Source organism: Blautia sp. RTP21359st1_E11_RTP21359_211015 (assembly GCF_040910705.1).
Taxonomy (GTDB): Bacteria; Bacillota; Clostridia; order Lachnospirales; family Lachnospiraceae; genus Blautia_A; species Blautia_A fusiformis.
The window spans coordinates 12,565-30,395 of the sequence record NZ_JBDGAB010000045.1 but is presented as its reverse complement, the minus strand read 5'-3'; the positions used below and the strand labels follow the sequence as shown (position 1 = coordinate 30,395).

18 protein-coding genes are annotated in these 17,831 nt (G+C 40.6%); 3 read left to right on the top strand and 15 right to left on the bottom strand.

All coding sequences use genetic code 11. The annotated features are described in order from the left end of the window. Positions 1-486: 486 nt before the first annotated feature. From AB5026_RS14130 to AB5026_RS14115, 4 genes are all read right to left on the bottom strand, one after another. Entirely contained in the window at positions 487-1,239 is a 753-nt protein-coding gene (locus AB5026_RS14130) for a hypothetical protein (protein ID WP_368213574.1), read from the bottom strand. Between the two features lie 496 nt (positions 1,240-1,735). Continuing rightward, the gene (locus AB5026_RS14125) at positions 1,736-2,719 is read right to left on the bottom strand and encodes a hypothetical protein (protein ID WP_173734399.1); all 984 of its coding nucleotides are present in this window, start codon (positions 2,717-2,719) and stop codon (positions 1,736-1,738) included. After that, the gene (locus AB5026_RS14120) at positions 2,719-3,861 is read right to left on the bottom strand and encodes a hypothetical protein (protein WP_173734398.1); all 1,143 of its coding nucleotides are present in this window, start codon (positions 3,859-3,861) and stop codon (positions 2,719-2,721) included. Before AB5026_RS14120 ends, AB5026_RS14125 begins: the two co-directional genes overlap by 1 nt. A gap of 33 nt (positions 3,862-3,894) precedes the next feature. Continuing rightward, positions 3,895-4,884, bottom strand: a complete 990-nt coding sequence (locus AB5026_RS14115; protein WP_368213572.1) for a hypothetical protein — start codon at positions 4,882-4,884, stop codon at positions 3,895-3,897. A gap of 287 nt (positions 4,885-5,171) precedes the next feature. Here AB5026_RS14115 and AB5026_RS14110 point away from each other — a divergent pair, with 287 nt between their 5' ends. Continuing rightward, the gene (locus tag AB5026_RS14110; RefSeq protein ID WP_368213571.1) at positions 5,172-5,489 is read left to right on the top strand and encodes a hypothetical protein; all 318 of its coding nucleotides are present in this window, start codon (positions 5,172-5,174) and stop codon (positions 5,487-5,489) included. Positions 5,490-5,511: 22 nt separating this feature from the next. On the opposite strand, the gene AB5026_RS14105 is transcribed toward AB5026_RS14110, so the two are convergent. From AB5026_RS14105 to AB5026_RS14095, 3 genes are all read right to left on the bottom strand, one after another. Continuing rightward, complete coding sequence (locus tag AB5026_RS14105; protein ID WP_368213570.1) at positions 5,512-6,516, bottom strand: class C sortase; 1,005 nt, start codon at positions 6,514-6,516, stop codon at positions 5,512-5,514. 427 nt (positions 6,517-6,943) lie between these two features. Next, complete coding sequence (locus AB5026_RS14100; RefSeq protein WP_110103403.1) at positions 6,944-8,875, bottom strand: SpaH/EbpB family LPXTG-anchored major pilin; 1,932 nt, start codon at positions 8,873-8,875, stop codon at positions 6,944-6,946. Then, positions 8,872-10,119 (bottom strand): class C sortase, encoded by a 1,248-nt coding sequence (locus tag AB5026_RS14095; protein ID WP_368213568.1) that lies wholly within the window; start codon positions 10,117-10,119, stop codon positions 8,872-8,874. Before AB5026_RS14095 ends, AB5026_RS14100 begins: the two co-directional genes overlap by 4 nt. A 389-nt stretch (positions 10,120-10,508) precedes the next feature. On the opposite strand from AB5026_RS14095, the gene AB5026_RS14090 reads away from it, so the two are divergent. Together AB5026_RS14090 and ssb are read left to right on the top strand one after the other, a co-directional pair. Beyond that, entirely contained in the window at positions 10,509-11,381 is an 873-nt protein-coding gene (locus tag AB5026_RS14090) for a hypothetical protein (protein WP_368213566.1), read from the top strand. Positions 11,382-11,473: 92 nt separating this feature from the next. Then, on the top strand, positions 11,474-11,932 hold the full coding sequence (gene ssb / locus AB5026_RS14085) for a single-stranded DNA-binding protein (RefSeq protein ID WP_195657152.1): 459 nt from the start codon (positions 11,474-11,476) through the stop codon (positions 11,930-11,932). Positions 11,933-12,038: 106 nt separating this feature from the next. Here the strand turns inward: ssb and AB5026_RS14080 are convergent, their stop codons facing one another. The 8 genes from AB5026_RS14080 to AB5026_RS14045 all read right to left on the bottom strand — a co-directional run bounded on the left by AB5026_RS14080 (position 12,039) and on the right by AB5026_RS14045 (position 17,813). Continuing rightward, a complete protein-coding gene (locus tag AB5026_RS14080) occupies positions 12,039-12,800 on the bottom strand; it encodes an HD domain-containing protein (RefSeq protein WP_368213565.1) in 762 nt (253 codons plus the stop codon). Positions 12,801-12,925: 125 nt separating this feature from the next. Further along, positions 12,926-13,153 carry a hypothetical protein gene (locus tag AB5026_RS14075; protein WP_173734392.1) on the bottom strand — a complete coding sequence of 76 codons (228 nt, stop codon included), beginning with the start codon at positions 13,151-13,153 and terminating at the stop codon, positions 12,926-12,928. Beyond that, positions 13,153-14,412, bottom strand: coding sequence for a hypothetical protein (locus AB5026_RS14070; protein WP_368213564.1), 1,260 nt, complete (start codon positions 14,410-14,412; stop codon positions 13,153-13,155). The genes AB5026_RS14075 and AB5026_RS14070 overlap by 1 nt, the downstream gene beginning before the upstream one ends. 88 nt (positions 14,413-14,500) lie before the next feature. Then, positions 14,501-15,124 (bottom strand): hypothetical protein, encoded by a 624-nt coding sequence (locus AB5026_RS14065; protein WP_368213563.1) that lies wholly within the window; start codon positions 15,122-15,124, stop codon positions 14,501-14,503. 53 nt (positions 15,125-15,177) lie between these two features. After that, complete coding sequence (locus tag AB5026_RS14060; RefSeq protein ID WP_368213562.1) at positions 15,178-16,014, bottom strand: 3'-5' exonuclease; 837 nt, start codon at positions 16,012-16,014, stop codon at positions 15,178-15,180. A gap of 110 nt (positions 16,015-16,124) precedes the next feature. Next, positions 16,125-16,436, bottom strand: a complete 312-nt coding sequence (locus AB5026_RS14055; protein WP_110103412.1) for a hypothetical protein — start codon at positions 16,434-16,436, stop codon at positions 16,125-16,127. A gap of 61 nt (positions 16,437-16,497) precedes the next feature. After that, positions 16,498-17,520 carry a hypothetical protein gene (locus AB5026_RS14050; RefSeq protein ID WP_368213560.1) on the bottom strand — a complete coding sequence of 341 codons (1,023 nt, stop codon included), beginning with the start codon at positions 17,518-17,520 and terminating at the stop codon, positions 16,498-16,500. A gap of 116 nt (positions 17,521-17,636) precedes the next feature. Then, positions 17,637-17,813 carry a hypothetical protein gene (locus AB5026_RS14045; RefSeq protein WP_368213559.1) on the bottom strand — a complete coding sequence of 59 codons (177 nt, stop codon included), beginning with the start codon at positions 17,811-17,813 and terminating at the stop codon, positions 17,637-17,639. Positions 17,814-17,831 lie beyond the last annotated feature (18 nt).

Sequence of the window (17,831 nt, the reverse complement as noted above, 5' to 3'; positions counted from 1 at the left end):
TCTTACATATTTAATATGCTGAAAAAATTAAAAACGGGACGTTTTCTGCCGAATTTTTTTTGAAAAAATGCAAAAAATTCTCTACACTTTTGTGTAGAGAATTAAAAGGTTGCAGGCAATATTTTTATTTATTAAAGAAGCCGCTTAACTCACGACTGAAGTCACAAGTGTGCAGCGGCTATATCATCAAATAGGCTGCATACAGGCATGGTATTAGCCACAGTGTATTGTAAGCGATAGTGTTCTTCGCATGCTTCTATGAAACTAATAGATGTCTTTTTATGTCTTGGCATATTTGTCGCCTCCTGTATTTCTTACATATATATTATGTAGGATTTTTACAGAAAAAGAAAATTTTGCGGATTATTTCTTTGTAGAAAACAGAAAGAGGGAATTCATCTCACCACCTATAGAGGTGGGAGCATTCTTCCCTTGTCATTGTTAAAAAAAAATAAAAGGGGATTATTTTATATCCCCTCTGAAAAATCAAATTTTTTCAAGTGTCAGTCTAAGTGTCTTTCCGCTTAATTTAACACTCATTTCAACATGGCCATCCGCAACATACATAAGTGTTCCATCAACAATCTTGCTAGAACTATACCCAAGCAGTTCGTCATGCATTTCATAAGATGCGATGCCAAGGTCCGCATCTGTCTCTAATGTGATGTCTTTGAGCTCAAGCTCGTTTCCATCCGGCCTCTGAACATTAACATCCATTTTATTACCCATGATAGATACGAACACATTTTCAACATAATCGGTCCCTACTGGAAAACGATTGCTGGTGATATCAATGACCTTCCACATACCATCAAAAGATACTTCTTCTGAATAGTCATCGTTTTTCTCCCTTGAGAACACCTCATTTCCATCCGGTCCTGCTTTATGCAGGGTTTCTGTCACGTTGTTATAATCCATTGTGACTACATCCTTATCCAATGCTTCCAGGAAGCTTACAGATAAATTGTCTGCGTACCATTTGCCCTGCGTAAATACAACATCTCCAGGCTTAGCATCGTCTGTAAAACGAATGTAATAATCGCCATCATCTTTTAACTCAACAACGGCTTCTCTTTCATCCCATGTTCCATACCATGTTCCGACAACGCTATTGGATACATATGACTCCATAGCGGTTTCTTCCGGTGTTGGGTCTTTTGCAAAAGTCTGAGCTGGAGACAGTGCAACAACAGAAGCAGCGATAACAACAGTGACCATTTTTTTTGTGATTTTTTTCATTTTTTTTCTTCCTTTCATGTTTGAAAAATTATTTTATCGATAACAATATGTAGGATTTATTGAACCATAAAAAAAAGAAGTAGATACATATTACGTATCTTCTTCTTTTTTTGGTTCTTTTTGATAACTCGCCGTTCCGGTTCGTAACCAGACTTCGAACGGGGATTCTGACCCACGTGCGAAGTTAAAACCGAAACATTTGACCCGCGGACGGCTTTTTGTCGGTCGGGAACTTCCCGTTCTCCGTTGATAACTCTCGCTTCGCGCTCGTAACCAAGCCTCGCAGAGGCTGACAAGCGAAGCCGTAAGGCTGAGTGCAGTGCACGAACGGGGATTCTGACCTACGTGCGAAGCTAAAACCGAAACATTTGACCCGCGGGCGACTTTTCGTCGGCCGGGGATTTCCCTTTCTCCGTTGATACCTCGCCTGCTTTGCCGGACTCGGTACCAGAATAAATATGATAACTCGCCGTTACCGGCTCGTTACCAGATTTTATTAATTTGTATGTGCTGCTGCTCCAGCCGTACCAGGCTTGATATCTTTTGTTTTTGCCGTGCTGGTGCCATCAGAATCGATATAGTTGTCTGTATCTGGTTCAGAACCTGAATCGGCGTTTTTCTTACTCTTCTGCTCGGATGCGGCTGCCATCTTCTTTGCTTTTTTTAGTTCTTTTTCCGTGCTCTTTTTCATATTTAACTGCATTTCATAATCATCAGTCCTTAAAGTACATATAATAGTCTTGTCATTAAGGGAAACCATATCCAGGATAAATGGCTTATCGTTATTTTCTATTGCACAGGTTAGCGTTCCGTTCTCAAAAGAGCCGTCCAGTTCGTCAGCCTGGATTGGATTGTTCGATGAAGTATTGTCAATATAAATATCAACTTTTTTATTTTTAATGTTTAAAAAAGCACTTGCAATTCCAAATGTAGATGGTTCAGCGGAAAGTTTTCCAATACTTACAGAGTCTGCTTCCCAAACTCCGTTAAAATCGGATTCATCAGCATTTTTATTTGGCGTTTTATCAGATTCTGAGGAGTAGACATCTTCGTCTTTTGTTAGCTTCATTTTTGCCCCCTTAACCTTCGTGATGAGGCTGTCCCCATTAAATATATATGTCGTTTCACTGTTGTCCCCTTTATCTGTGATGACGTTGTCTCCATCCATTATCCATGTTCCGGTCTCTTCATTTCGTCCCTCAAAGTCTATACAATATGCGCCTCCGTCCTTTAGGTTCAGCACAACTGACATTCCGAAAATCTTTCCATACCATGTGCCTACTGGTGTGCCTTTCTTTTTTGGAGTTTCTGTCTGTGCAGGCGCCTGAGGCTCTGCCTTTGCCGAAACAGCCGGAGCGACAACTCCGGCGACCATGCTTGCAACCATGCTGGCTGCTACAATAGCCATTATCCACTTCTGAACAGCTCTTTTTCTATTCTTTTTGGTGGCTCTTTGATTCACTTCGGTCTTTTTGTCCATTAGCTCTCCTCCTCTCCTCCAGCGACTTCCCTCGCGTAAAATTCGTTGACATATTTCGTATATTCATTCATAATCCTGCGTTCCTCATCGGTCGGAGCCGGCTTTTTTCTATCTGCCGGATAGAAAAACTCTGATGCTCCATCTGAACGGATAACATAAAATGCCTTGCTGGAAAGCGGTGTCACGACAATTGTATCGGCGTAAAACTGCTTGTCGACCATTTCAATAAGGACATTTTCTATATCATCAATGTTTTTAATTTTGGCAACAGTTTCAATGACCTCACCAAGAAAAACGGAATTTAAGCGATATGTTCCATCTTCATATGATACGGACAGTCCCTCATACTGCATTGATGGAATCAAGATGATTGTATCCGGGTCATAAAGTTCTATATCAGTAAAACGCGATGTGCGCTTGTAAAGGTCAATGATTGGTTTATTTCCTGCCAGTAGGTTTTCAAACTGCTTGTTTGTCATCGGGCCAAGTCCGTCAATGCATACAGAAAGAACCCGGCTCAATTCTTTGTCATTTCCGGTTAGGATGCTTTCCTGTTTTGCAGTAATCCCGGAAATATCCTCTACGTTTACAGGAATCCATTTTGAAAATTCAAAATCATACTGAAAATATTTTGAACTTGTAAGCGCCACCTCATCAACAGAGTCATATTTAAATAGCGTAATCTGTACATTGTCTGGATATTCAATCTCATCAGACATTTCGTCCAAATCTTCGTCGATATCTAAATCGTCATAATCTTCTTCATCATCCAGGTCGAAGATATCTTCGGCCTCATCTTCGTAGCGCGATACGATAGCCAGGATGTACGTATAGGTTTCATCTCTTCCAGACAGCGTAACGCCACGAAGCCGCAGTTTGTTATTTACAATGCTATCTTTGAAAGCGTCTGCATTATGCACAGAAAAGGTTATATGCCCAAGACCTGCCTTGGCAATTGCGTTTTTAGCTGCATCTTTCACCATATCACGTGTTTCCTGGCAGAACTTTCTGTAAGTGTTAAAGGTATTTTCCATATCATCAAAGAAAGATAGATTTAAGCCACCGTTATCCTTCTCATTATTGCTGTTTCTTCCTTTCTGCATTTCGGTCATATCAATAGTTTCAATATTATTTTCATTCATATTAGTTTCCTCGTCTTTCTATCTGATAGTTTTTTACTTTTTATAATAGGTCAGGTATTTCTGAAAAAACTGTTCTTCCTCAGCGGGCATTGTTGCTTTGTCTCCTATGTACTCATAGCTTCCATTTTCTCTTACATCAATCAATGAGTTTGCTGACAACGGAACAATGGCTGCTGAATCCGGATAAAACTTTCTATCCAGCATATCCGTCAATATTGAACAAATCTCGTCTTCAGATTCTGTCCTTAGAATCGTTTCAATTACCTGTTCATGCGCTACAGCGTTTAGTTCGTAAAAACCATTATGGAAGGTAACGCTCAGACCATCCGCTGCATCACTTTTCAATGGAGTTAAAAATGCTTCCTGGCCTTCCTGGTCAAAATTGAGACTTACAAATAAATCAGTTTTTTTATATAAGTTGAGAATTTCCTCATTCTTCTCACATAATTCCTCAAATGCAAAATCAGGTATGATTTTTTTGCCAGTGCTGCTCACTTTTAGAAGTAACGCTTCATTCGAATTTGGCTTATTCTGTATGATATCAAACTGCTTCTGCGTATAGCCAAGATGATTTGCGTAGTTTACAATGCTCCAGTCCATTAGTTTAAAATCAAACACCCAGAATCCATTCATTGGGCCGCTGCTTGCCGTTCTGTATATAGCCGCCGATATCTCAGGCATCGGGCCGTTATTGTTTACCTTTGCAATAATCGTATAAGAATAGTCGCCATCAGAGCCGGTTATCGGAAGCGGCGGGATATTTCCTCGACTGCACATTAAGAGATTTACTAATTTGGGGCTGCTGCCTAGTTTAAAGTCTACACTGCCAAGGCCAATAGTTTCTGTCATCTGGTCTATTGCTCTGGTCAGGGTCTGTTCCGTGATTTTATATATTTTTGATATAATCTCGCATTCATCCGATAATTTTAAGAATAAACTCATATCGATTTTACGTGCTTTTTTATGTACGGCCGAGATATCAATAGTTTCAATATTAGAATCATTTGTTGTGTAATTTTCCATTTTTTCTTCTAGCTTCCTCCGTATTTTTTAGTAATATTTTTTTTGCTCTATCTACAGTATGCTGATTTTTTTCTTTTTTTTGTTTCTAATATTTTTGTTCATATTAAGTTAAGTACAGTTAAAAAACAAGAATGGTGATGTCAAATTTGTAAATGTTTAACTGTTTTTTTTGTAAACAAGCATACATATGTGTGCTTTTTATATAGATTTACTTTTTTAAGAGCCTGTTTTAATGGCCTTGACATAAGCAATCTGTCGATTTGTACAAACGAAAGAAAGGAAAAAACATGAAGAACTTAATTTTTGGAGGCAAAGAGAACTTATCATTAGAAGAAAAATACGTTGAAGCGTTGGCGCTGATTGCTGGAGTATTGGCGGTTTTATTTCTGCCTACATCGTATATCATTCCAATCTTGCTGATTACCGTATGTGGCTTTAACGCTATCCGTGCAGGGTACACCTGGAAGCGTGCAGCCTGGGGTGTAGCGGCCTTTACGGTCCTGTCTCAGGCAGTCCCCGTGATTAATCTTTTAATGAAAATATGCCTGGTTGCCGCAGCCTTCTTTTTGGCACGAAAATACGATATTGACAACCCGCAGAATTAAGGAACAAATTAAGAGCCCTGAATCATTCAGGACTCTTTTTTTTGCGCTTTTTCCGCCGTTTCTTTTTTCTTTTTCGTTTCTTATTGCTTGAAATCTGTCTCCATACTATCAGGATAACCAGTAAAGTTATAAAGGCAATAGCCGCAATGATTATTGATTTAGTATACTCTTCCATCCATTGCGAATGTGTGTTACTTGTTTCTTCTTTGGCAACTATTTCTTTTTGTTCAGTGTACGGTATTCTTATGCCCCGGACGAGCAATCGATGCGTATTAACACCGTAAGGTGTGCAGGTTACAAGAGTACAGTAATCCTTTCCCTTTTCTATCGTAAGTTTTGACATTTCTTCCGGTAGTACAACAGATATGTCATCTACCTTATATGCCAATCGCCTTCCTGCCACATGTATAAAAAACAAATCCCCCTCTTTTATAGCAGTCAAATCCGTGAATAGTTTTGCCCTGCTCAATCCTGAATGTCCTGTTAGGACTGAATGTGTGCTTTTACCTCCAATTGGCAGCGATGTTCCCTGTAAATGCCCTACGCCCTTTTCAAGAATATCTGAGCTTGTTCCGTGATAAATAGGCAGCGATACGTCAATGCAGGGTATTTTTATGATACCCATGACCCCGTCATCTGTCATATTGAGCTGGGATTCGTACTCCTGTTCATCTTCCTCTATGTTCTCTTCGTTGAAAGGGTCCTTGAGCTGGATTGCTCCATTTACCAAATTTTCGTTGTATTTTTTGGCATTTTCTATTGTTTTTTTATATTTTTCTTTATCTCCCGTTTGTACTTTCTCTTCTACGGTTTCAACGATTCCGTCTTTCTGATGTTCGTAGACAAAGTTTGCTATATATGGATATAGTATAAGGCCAAGAGAAATACATATAGTTAAGAAAATAAATATCATTTTGCGTATATCAAACTTGTTTTTCTTGGCCTTTTTTGTAGAATGTTTCTTTTCTGTCATATCTGTCATATCTGTCATATCTGTCATATCTGTCATATCTGTCATATCTGTCATAGGCAAAAATCCCTTCACAATTTGATTGATAACTCGCCGTTCCGGCTCGTGATAACTCAGGCTTACGCCTTCGTTACCAGAATAAATATAACCAAGCCTCGCAGAGGCTGACAAGCGAAGCCGTGATACCGCGAGCTATGCTCGCGTGTACCAGACGAGGGCGGGTTTCCCGCCCGTCGATAAGGCTAAGTGCAGTGCACGAACGGGGATTCAGGCCCGCGTGCGAAGTTAAAACCGGAACGTTTGACCCGCGGACGACTTTTGGTCGGCCGTGGGTTCCCCGTTCTCCGTTGAATGGCAGAAAGACCGGGCGGGCGCTTATAAGGCTCCCGCCCGGTCTTTCCTACCAGCTTAAAATACTGTTTATTTTCGTTCGCCAAAGCAAGCTCTCTCTTTTAAGCGTGGAGAAGCTGACATCTCACGAAAATTATTTTTCGTCATTATCGTGCTTTTTGGATTTCTTTGTTGCAACTGCGATTCCCGCGAATGCTACTGTACATCCTGCGACTGTAAATGCAATAGTACCTGCACCACCAGTCATAGGAAGTTTGAAGCCAGGTGTATTGGTTACTGCCATCTCAACTCTTGCATTTGTAGATGTGCCATCTGCCTTCATGTTAGTCTTGTTTCCATCAACTGTTGCGGATGCTTTGTTGACATTTGTTTCAATAACATCTGTATGTCCTGCAGCCTGGTTTGCAGCCTTATCTTTTGTATCGTACAGTGTTGTGTTTGAAGGTACGAAATCATCTTTTGTAGAGTTAATCTTGATTGTGATTGGCTCTTTCAGGAGAGTATATCCTGGAGATGTCTCTAACTCTGTCATAACATACTCATCGGCCTCAAGTCCATTGATGATAAGTGTTCCATCCGCTGCTGGTGAAAACTGTGTACCGTTCGCCTCGTCGGTTTTCTTATTATCGCTTCCTGTTACATAGTAGATACCAGAACCAGGTGTCTTCTGGATGGCATTTACATAGTAGTCATCTGTCTTGTTGCGGAGTGAGAACTTAACTTTTGTTGCGTCTCCGGCCTGGGCATTTGCTCCTGATTTAAATGTTTTCTTCAGGTCAATTCCGTAAGTGTAAATTCTTGCTCTTGCCTTCAGAGTGTCAAAATCGGCCATGTTTGTTCTCTTCCACTCAAGAGTAACATTGTTTGTGTTACCTGAATCTCCAAGGATTGCGTTGTCGGAATTCAGAAGCTTTGCATCATAAGAAATTACCATATAGAGGTTGGAATACTCAGAATACTGAACACCTGCTTTCTGTTTATTGAGCGCTGCAAGTCCTTTTTCTGTCATTGAGAAGACAGCTGTGGAAGTTCCTTTAGCTGCGGCAGCAGTCGTGTAGTCCTGCTTGAAGTTTCCGGAAGCGGCATCCCATGTAAATACTGCATTTTCTTTATTGTTTGCTTTTGCATCAGCCTCGTTGTCGTAAAAATACATTGTTGCATTTTTCTGGTACTCTACGCCACAATCAATCTTATCGGTGAATGTATACTGTGTCAGATATGTTGCTTTACTTGTCATCTGTGGGAGCTTTGAGATGATGATATAGTTTGCAATCTCCTCCTCTGATACAGTTGTGGAATCAAGGTATTCCGGCTTGTTGTGGTCAACAGCATCATCCTGCTGGCGAACGAGTTTGTCAAGTGTAGGGATGTTTGTCTGGTTCTTCGGATATACATCAACATCGTAGAACCAGTGTGTTCCCTGCAGGTCTGTCATTGGCAGAGATACGAAGAACGGGTCAACAGTTGTATGTACGTTTGCCGGTACTTCTGTCTCTACGATTAAATAGAGTCCAAGTGGCAGGTTTGTTGCCTGGGATACTCCATCCTCATCAGTAAGCGGCATAGAAGTTGTTCCGTGCCCGCCCCTGATGTAATCTTCAAGTTTGTTTTTTGTCACTGTATTGTCTGCCAGAGCGGTCTTCAGGGCGTCGTTAATTTCATCGGATGTGTATTTATTATCATCCCTTGTTGTTGTCAGTCCCAGGATAGTCTGCAGTTCAGGCGGAATCACATACATTACCTGAATTTTTCCAGCTACAGTCTCTGTACAGATGTCTCCGACTTTCTGATAGCTAAACTGCACGCCTTTGATTTTGTAATCTTCCAGTTTTTTCTCCGCGTCAGCATCTTTTGTTCCATCTGTCTTAAATGCCTTTTCCGGATTATCTTTCGGAATAACACCGTCTGCCTGCGCTGCGGTAATATCATACTTATGGATAGTAAGGGTTGCTTTCTTTGATGTGTCAATAATATCTTCTGGTGCTGCAAACACGTTGATTGCTGGTGCAGCCACCATTGCTGCTGAGAGTGCAGCCATGCTTAATTTCTGGTAAATCTTATTCATATTGATTTTCTCCTTTTATTTTTGTTTTTAGATTGTTTATTTATGTTTCTTTTATGCCTCCTGCTTTTTTGCTTTTTGCTATGTTTTGATTTCGGCTTTCGCAGTAATACGATAAGTGCTGATATCATTATAACTATAATTGGAAGCATGTATCTCAGTGTTTGTTCTAATGCAAGAAGGTCAAGTCCTTCTTGGTTTTGAACAATTGCTGGTGAGGATTCAGTTTGGTTTGTATGACTTACAGAGTTACTTGCGCTAGCAGTGTTTTTCTCTGCTGAATCCGTATCACCAATTTCCTCGCTTGTAGATGACGGGTTGCTTGACTTTGGGTTCATGACTCCATCAGTCTCCTTCCGTTCCTGCGTATCCACTCTTTCGCAGAAAACTACGTATCTGTAAGGTCCTCCTCCTAAAACGTACGGATGACATGATAACAAAGTAACCATATCTTTTCCTTTTTGAATCATAATGGAATCAACGTCATTTGGATTTATTACTTTAATATCCACGCACTTGTAAACCAAGGTTTCCCACGGATTTGTTACGTAGACTCTTGAACCTTTTTTCATATTCTCTATATATTGAAAATATGCGCTGCCTTCCCATCCTCTATGTCCTGCTATCACGCAGTTTGTGTCAGTACCACCAATCGGCATGCTGGTATTTGACATTACGGCTGCACCTTTCTCAAGATTTTCGGTAGAAGCCCCTAGAAGCAGTGGAAGCCGTATTTTCATATCGGGTATCTCTATGTACCCGATTGCCGGATTATCAGAATCTATACCAAGTCCAGTCAAATCGAACGGTTGCTGTTCGTAGCTCCACGCATCCGCTATATACTGTCCATTATCAATCAGGTCTTTGTTATAAGATTCCATTTTGTCGTATAGAGCTTGATAAGGTCTGGCTGTTTGAGCTGATTTATTTTTATCCCCGTTTGTCTGGCCGTTTTGTGTAGTTTCGTCGGTGCTTTTGTCCTGGCCTTCAGCCGGAGTAGCTGTCGCTGTTGTCACTTTTGCGTGTTCATCTTTTTTGTTGTCTGCTTTTTTAGTGGTTTTGGAATCATTTTCATGTGTTACGCTGTCTGATTCGTTAAGTCCCCTGTCGTATGTTTTATCAAATGTCTCTATGATTTGTTCTACTTCACGTTGAGTATTCCATTCCCTGAAGTTCGGGTATAGAAAAAAACCACATCCGCAAGCAACAAGGGCTCCCCCTATAAGGACTCTTGCTGTATTTTTCATTTAGTCTCCTTCCTTATATAGTGTTGCTTCATGACTCAAAGCAGTCATGATTGTGAATATACACGCTGTGATATTGTGTGTAAGGCGGTTTTTCTACCTGACTTAAAGTCGGTTTCTTGTCTTACATATACAATATGACAAATAAAATAAAAAAAAGAAATTTTTTGTTACGACTGTGTGAAGCCGCTATTTTTTCTCTTCCTTTCGCCTCCATATTTAAAATGAAAAATAAAATTAAAATGGTACGCGTTTTGTGAAAACTTTTTAAACTTTTTTATCGTTGGATACAGAGCTTTTCATCCGAACTTTTTTGTTTTGTTTTTTCATATTATAAAAGGCGATATTCGTATTGCCAGAAAAATCAGCGTAGAGTACAGAAAGGAGAAAAAATGCATTTAAAAAAAATATTAAATCTGTGTCTGTTTGGCCTCACGACCGAACTTTCAATTGTTCCGTTGGCATTCGCCAATGATGTATATGCAGAAGGTCCATTACCGACCGTTGTTGGCATCGTATCTCTTGACGACGGCAAGCGTCCAGATATTCCTAAGGTTTCAGGCTTTGCTGTCGTGAAATTAAAAATCCATGAAAGCAAAGATAAAAGCAGCCCTGCAATCGGATATTACGAGAAAGGAGAGACTGTAAATATCCTGGATGACGACGGAACATGGGCTCATACGGATAAGGGATACGTCTGGGGCGGCTACTTGTCAAGCACTTACCAAACTCCATTAAATTTACATAGCGATACAGAACTCTCATCCAGATATGTTGGATATACTTATGACATCATCAACCAAATGGAAGAAAAATACAAAAATATCCTAAAGAATTACAATATTACATTATGTGATAACCCAATTAAATCTTCTGGACTAGTACCAGATAATGGTAATGAAAATTCATTTATGAATGGCTTAACACACTATTATAGTGGGCCAGATGGACAGAAGCGGCTTATGTATATCAGAGACAGCCTGGATTCCATAAAAGGAGCAATGTATCATGAATTAGGGCATGCCATTGATATAGAAAATTTTGGTAATGACGGTTATGTGTCAGATGCAGCAGAGGTCGAGCAGTCATATAATACTGAAATGCCTGCTTTGAAAGAAAAATATTCTCTGGCTGACGCGAACACGGTAAATAAAATGGGATACTTTGCTGAAGCGTTCCGTCTTAACCACGAAGACCCGGAGGGCTTAAAAGCGACTGCTCCGATAATTTATGATTATGTAAACCAGATTATTGCAAGAATTTAAAAAACCTTTTTTGGTTTTTTATCACATATTTTTTTCTGCATATTATAAGTGTTCATTAAAGAATAATAAAATAAAGAAAAGGAGAATCTATTATGAACAAAACAATTTTAATGGGAAGACTTACAAGAGACCCGGAGATTAGAACAGCAGCTGGAGGAAGCGGAACTACTATCGCAAGATTCACTCTCGCAGTGAACAGAAGATTTCGCCGTGACAGTGAAGAAAGTGCTGACTTTATCAACTGCGTAGCATTCGGCAAGACCGCCGAGTTTATTGAGAAATACATCACAAAAGGACGTCAGATTTGTGTCTGCGGCCGTATTCAGACCGGCTCCTATACAAATCAGGAGGGACGTACTATCTACACTACAGAGGTCGTTGTAGAAGAAGCAGATTTTGCTGACAGCCGTCCGAATGCTGATGTTCCGCAGAATCCTCAGCCAGCACAGCAGGCCGCACCGTCATCTGCCCAGAATCCAGTACCAGATGCAGCAATGCCCGCACCGGAAGCGCCTGGCTTTGATGGAGATGAAGATATCCCATTCAATTAAAGTAAAGTTCAAGCAAAAAAAATGCACTCACGATTTGTGAGTGTATTTTTTTTGTGTCTTCTTCGGCATCTTACATGTCCTGCTTGTACCATTCACCAATTCAGGTTTAACCTATCGCAATCCTTACCCGGCCTTTTCTCGCCAGGGCAATAGTAATGCTGCACAACTCAGCCGTAGCACAGATTTTGTCGGCCAGCGTGATAATCCATGCCTCCTTATTCTTTGGAATTGGACCAAGCGGAAACATATGCGTTAATATTGCACTTCTTTCACGCTCTGAGACATGGAAGTATTCAATGCTGTTCTCTGCTGCCGCCTTTGGATGAAAAAAGGCCTGATGCTCACCTGTTGGTGGCTTTTCATGAAAATCGAACAAACAAAAATCATGCAATAAACCTGCTCTTGCCGCCACCTTTTTGTTACAATGCCATTTCTTGGCTAGATACCATGACATATATGACACATTGATACTATGCATCAAACGGTTTGACCAATTGTGCTGACGGTACAGCCGCAGTTTTAAAAAATCTTCGTTTTGCAGGATATCAGAAACTAAATCCCGGTATTCCTGCGGGATATCTTCTGATAACTCAGTCTTGACGCCTTCGTTACCAGATTTCATTGATAACTCGCAGGCAAAGCCTGACTTGTTACCAGATTTCATCGACGGACGGGAAACCGCGGCCAAATTTGTTTGCCCGTCGGTCTGAAGGTAATTGGACGCGTACGTGGGAGTCGAAAACCCCGTCCGCGTCTGGTGCAAGCGAGCGTAAGCTCGCTGCATCATGGATAACTCAGTCTTGACGCCTTCGTTACCAGATTTCATGGAAAGTTCAATCATATTTATATTTTTTATATTTTTACTCATTTTCGTTTTGCCTCCTGCCGGCATTTCCGGCCAAGACTAATATGCAGAAACTCTGAAAAAATGAACGCGAGTTGAAAAAAAACACCTGAACAGCACTTACAGGCTTTCAGGTGTCTTTTTTCTCATTATTTCACCAGCGGGCACTTTCCGGCTTTGCAATAAAGATTTGTCATAAGCTCGCATTCCGCCGGACCTCCATCTGCTGACGGTCTAAAATACGCGCATTCACAGTCAGCGGCTGTATCGTCAATATCCATAAGTTCTTCATTGATTTTTTTGATACGGCCCATTGCAGCATCGATTTCTGATTTCACACCAATGCTATTGAGGCCTATCATTTCACCTACCTTCATTATTTTTCCTCCTCTGTTTTAGTTGTTTTAGTGTCTTTTGTGTCTGTACTGTTATTATTTGAATCCTTTTTCTGTGTGTTGCCAGAATCGCCGGAATTGGACTTATTGGGGTCTTCACTGTCAGTGTCTGAGGATGATACGCTTACAGACGTGTCAGAATCATTGCTATTGACAACAGTCGTTCCGGTGCTGTCATCGCTATCGCTGCTATTCTCTTCAGTCTCCATCCGCTGGAATACTTCGTTCTTATCCGTCTTAATGGAATTCCAGGCATCCTTGTTTATTGTAACTTTCTTTTTGTCCTTCCATTCATCCAGTTTGTCTTCATAAGCCTTATCTTTCCTGTCGCTGATGATATCGTCTTTTTTTGTCTCAGTGGCGGACTGGTCATTCACGCTCTGCATATAAAGAATGATAGTGTTGCCTTTTGCGTCTTTATAACTGTCACACTCTCCGTCTTTCATTTTTGACGCTTTTTTCAGCATTTCTTTTCCATGCTCATCATATTCCGGGTCTGCTGTCGTGAATGTAACGCTCTGTGCTGTAAACCCGGCATCGCTTGCTGCTGTACTGATGTCTGTACCTGCTTCAACTTTTTTGATAAGTGATTTGATTTTCTTTTCTTTCTTTTTTGCATCCTTCTTTTTGATTTCTACATAACTGAATGTTGACTGTCCGGCCTCGTCATCGCTGACTTTGGTATCCACGTCTGACTCAATCGCATTTTTCACTCTCGCTTCATAAGTCATCAGCTCAAGCACGTTCATCATTGTCTTTTTGCTTGCGTGCATTGCTTTCAGGTCATCTTTTGACATCTTTTCGATAAACTCATCAGCAACAGATTCACACTCTTTCTTGTCATCGTCGGTGAAGGTGACTTCATATTCTTTGCTGCCGTAAAGTTTATCCAGAAGCAGTGACTTCAGTGAATCAAGAGTATTTCCCTTAAACTGTTCTCCGTATGTTTTGTATTTTTTGCTGTCTTCATCCGTGTCTTCCAGAGACTGTGACCACATATCCACATCTACAGCAGATGAATTAAATCGCCGCAGCATGGACTGCATGTAACTATAAGTTTCTGCCTGCATCATACGTGTATATGTACAGGCTGTTGCGTAATCAATTTTATTATCCTTGTCAATAAACATGACCGTATCTGTGTCTTTATAATCTTTTGCCTTGTCTGTTCCGCATCCGATAAACGTTGAAGCGGCGATTGCTGTGGAGAGCAAGATAGCCATTACTTTCTTTTTCTGCATTTTTTTTATTTCCTTTCTACTTTTTTTAATTGACATTAACAAAGTCTTCTGCAACATAGCCTTCAACTCCGTTTTTGCTTACCTTCAGTCAGCCGGCATGTGTAGAGTCGTCCTCTGTTACATTTAAAGTTTCTCCGGCCTGGTAATTAGCAACGACTTGTGCTTTCTCGTCTGGTGTACGGCGGATATTTAAAGCCTCTTTGGCAATGTAGGAAGTTGGTGTTGGAGTAGTTTCTGCTGGCGCTGCCGCGGTTGTGTCAGCATCCTCTGCTGCCTGGCTTGGTGTGGCTGCAGTCTCTGCCTGACTCTTCGCTGCTTCATCTGCTGCCTTCTGCATATCTGCAGCGGTTGTTGTTTCTGTCTTCTCCTTTTCTTTTTCGCTGTTAGTTTCATCGTCTTTTTCTTCTTTTTTATCTGAATCAGCGTCTTTTATATTTGTATCGGAACTGTCTGTGTCAGTCGCGCTTGTACTTTCCGCATCCGTGCTGTCTGAATCAGATGTAAGTCCGGCAATATAATTGGAAACACCATCCGTGTATACCTCACGGGATGGAATGACCGGGTCCGGGGTGAAGGAATCCACAATTGACCAGCTGGACCACCCAATCAATACCACTGCTGCAATCGTGATTCCTCCGATTTCAATTTTATCAATCAATGATAATTTTTCTTTTCTTCTTTTTCTCCTTGGTCTGTATAGTTTGTTGCTCATTTTTTTTACTCGTCCTTTCTATATATTTTTGTTATTGTGCGTGAGCCGTAGCACTACAGCCCGCTTTCTCCAGTCTCCAAATCTGGCCGGCCGATTATCCGCATCATGTCATCATGCATTGCCCTGACTATTGGCTCATTTAACGTCTGCCCTGCATTTTTAAACACCTCTTCCAGATTTCTGATGAATTCATCAGTTACAACCGATGGCATTTTTATATTTGCCATATTTACACTTCTGTTCTCACGATAAATCTTCACGTGATATTTATGGGTATTGATTTCTTGCAGGATTTCTTTGTTGATTCGGCCTCTTTTCATATTATAAAACGCAAAACCGGTGTCTTCCGCATCATTCAACGCTGAATGGGCCCTGCCGTTTGCTTCATGGTCTATGTAACATATTCTGCAGATATCTGATAGAGAGAAAGCGTAATGTAAAGACAGGGTCTTCGCAAATATTGGATATACATTGCTGATTCTTTTTATCGTATCCAGGACATCCGCATCTGAACCGTTGAGTTTAGCCGTTGAGCGCATTTCAAACGCATCGGCCGGTCCAAATGTATAAACCTTTGATATCTCGTGCTTATCAAGGAATTCTTTAAGATTTTTCATAGCCTGGTTGAATGGGATACCCTCTTTTGATAAAACATCCGGTTTTATTCCGGTTATCTTTTTGCATCTTTTCGTGAGCTTATGCCCTTTTTTTATCTTGCAATACTGTGTGAACCGGTCAACTGGCCTTCCGTTCTGAAAGATTACTGCGCCTATTTCTGTTATCTCCTGAAATCCATCATTCTGGTTGTTATAATCAGTAGCATTAAATTCTGTATCCAAAAAGCAGACCTTTAAGTCCGCTGGCTTATTTTTTGTATTTTTTAGCGGCATATTCCGCGTTATCTCCTTTCTGTTTTTTTTGTCATATGTAATATGCTGAATATTTTTCATACATGAACGGTTTTTGCGGATTTTTTTAAAAAAAAGAAGCAGCCTGTTTCTCAGGCTGCTCGTTCCTTCAGATGCTTCATCCTGCAAAGCAGGTTGATTCCGTTTTTGTTTGGCTTATATATATTATCTTCAACCCAGTCAAACTCCAGCATGGAATTTTCCCTTGCCCGGACGGTTGTACCGTCCTTTTCATAATTTATTGAAACCGGATAGATTCCAAGGCTCATAAAGACCTTGTCGTTTGCCATACCAACGCTCCGGATATCACCGCATTCGTTAAGCAGTTCGTCTTCCCAAATCTGCGAATCCATATCGCACAGATAGGAGACCTGCACAAGCTCATCATTCTCTGGCTCTATCATACATATATTCCTTAACTCTAAATATTTCGCCATCTCTCTACACCCCTTTCAATATGTTTTGTCAGGATGCAGGATTTCTTGTGGTGTTTGGACCAAGCGCCGCGTTTCGGTTTGCTCTTTCTGCATTTGTTGCGTCACGATATGCTTTCGGCGCATAGATGTTTTCAAAAGTCCTCATCTGCGCTTCAAGGATATGTTCCATCCAGAACCATTCATCCATTGTCAGTGAAAAGCTATTTTTAGTTTCATCTTCTCTTTCTCTGGCTTTTACGTTTAGAAGTCCTTTTTCATCCTGTACTACCGGTGCATAATAGTTTCTAATCTCTATCTCAACCGGTTTTGGCAGGTTCTCATGCCATATGATTTTTATCTCATAAACGAAACAGTTCCCGTTCCGATTCTTTCTTCTGACCAACGGCCTGAATCCCGTGTGATAAATCACATTTGGGTCAGTTTTGTTGTTTGTTGTGGCTGTAGCGGAAGAAACTGTTGCCGAAACGTTCTTATTCAGCAGTCCCTTTTCATAAAGGTCAAGGGCCTCTTTAATTGCCTTAATCTGGTCCTTGTTTCTTGGATATTTATTAACATTTGGCTCCAGCCATGCAATTTGATTAAGCAGAAGTTTTTTATTAACTTCTGCATTTTCAAGAAGTGCAGCAACAGGTGTTTTCCCTTTCAGTTGTCCTGCACTGATAGCAAGTGTAAATGCTGGTGAGCTCGTATCAACCTTTGTCGCAGCCGAAGATGCGCCAGAGGGCTGGCCTACAAGTTTATACACCAGTTTTTGGGTCATCTTTCCGATGGAGTTTATCATCCCAAATGTTTTATTTTCACTGCTGTTCATCTTTTTAAGGATGTTCTTATTCCTTACATCTTCGAATATTCCAGGAAGTTCCGACACAGGGATATTTGCAGTGGTTGCTTTTTTGTCAGAATTGATGATTACGAACTTGAATCGGCTGAACGTCTCATGATGAAATGTCAGCGGCTCGCTTCCATCATCTCCGGTTGCCATTGTTAACTCATTTAATACAAAAAATGTCTGATTCTGTCGCAGGCAGAAGCATTCTTTTGGATTTTTCATGATTTTTAAAGTCTCCTTTCTTTGCTCTATTTATGGTTTACAAATTCAATATGCCTGTTTTTTTGCGAAACAAAAAAGCACCAAGACAAATCTTGGTGCTGCTTCTGACGAGTTGACTAGATGTGCGCTTTTTTCTTTTTGGTATAAGCATTGCAAAAAGAAACCTGTGCCTTATCCTCTCTATCCTGCTCTTCTTTTGTTTTTCCGCGTCCTGATGCAATTGCTATGCCTGCTGAAACTCCAATTAAGAAAGCAAATATTGCTACGCTAAGAATGATTACTGTTACTGTCATGATAAAATCTCCTCTCTT

Coding starts and splice junctions, on each gene's coding strand:
- AB5026_RS14080 (WP_368213565.1), bottom strand. CDS start 12,800: ATGAGTAAAAATATAAAAAATATAAATATGATTGAACTTTCCATGAAA.
- AB5026_RS14070 (WP_368213564.1), bottom strand. CDS start 14,412: ATGCAGAAAAAGAAAGTAATGGCTATCTTGCTCTCCACAGCAATCGCC.
- AB5026_RS14115 (WP_368213572.1), bottom strand. CDS start 4,884: ATGGAAAATTACACAACAAATGATTCTAATATTGAAACTATTGATATC.
- AB5026_RS14110 (WP_368213571.1), top strand. CDS start 5,172: ATGAAGAACTTAATTTTTGGAGGCAAAGAGAACTTATCATTAGAAGAA.
- AB5026_RS14055 (WP_110103412.1), bottom strand. CDS start 16,436: ATGATAGAGCCAGAGAATGATGAGCTTGTGCAGGTCTCCTATCTGTGC.
- AB5026_RS14075 (WP_173734392.1), bottom strand. CDS start 13,153: ATGAAGGTAGGTGAAATGATAGGCCTCAATAGCATTGGTGTGAAATCA.
- AB5026_RS14045 (WP_368213559.1), bottom strand. CDS start 17,813: ATGACAGTAACAGTAATCATTCTTAGCGTAGCAATATTTGCTTTCTTA.
- AB5026_RS14120 (WP_173734398.1), bottom strand. CDS start 3,861: ATGAATGAAAATAATATTGAAACTATTGATATGACCGAAATGCAGAAA.
- ssb (WP_195657152.1), top strand. CDS start 11,474: ATGAACAAAACAATTTTAATGGGAAGACTTACAAGAGACCCGGAGATT.
- AB5026_RS14090 (WP_368213566.1), top strand. CDS start 10,509: ATGCATTTAAAAAAAATATTAAATCTGTGTCTGTTTGGCCTCACGACC.
- AB5026_RS14060 (WP_368213562.1), bottom strand. CDS start 16,014: ATGCCGCTAAAAAATACAAAAAATAAGCCAGCGGACTTAAAGGTCTGC.
- AB5026_RS14065 (WP_368213563.1), bottom strand. CDS start 15,124: ATGAGCAACAAACTATACAGACCAAGGAGAAAAAGAAGAAAAGAAAAA.
- AB5026_RS14050 (WP_368213560.1), bottom strand. CDS start 17,520: ATGAAAAATCCAAAAGAATGCTTCTGCCTGCGACAGAATCAGACATTT.
- AB5026_RS14130 (WP_368213574.1), bottom strand. CDS start 1,239: ATGAAAAAAATCACAAAAAAAATGGTCACTGTTGTTATCGCTGCTTCT.
- AB5026_RS14125 (WP_173734399.1), bottom strand. CDS start 2,719: ATGGACAAAAAGACCGAAGTGAATCAAAGAGCCACCAAAAAGAATAGA.
- AB5026_RS14095 (WP_368213568.1), bottom strand. CDS start 10,119: ATGAAAAATACAGCAAGAGTCCTTATAGGGGGAGCCCTTGTTGCTTGC.
- AB5026_RS14105 (WP_368213570.1), bottom strand. CDS start 6,516: ATGACAGATATGACAGATATGACAGATATGACAGATATGACAGATATG.
- AB5026_RS14100 (WP_110103403.1), bottom strand. CDS start 8,875: ATGAATAAGATTTACCAGAAATTAAGCATGGCTGCACTCTCAGCAGCA.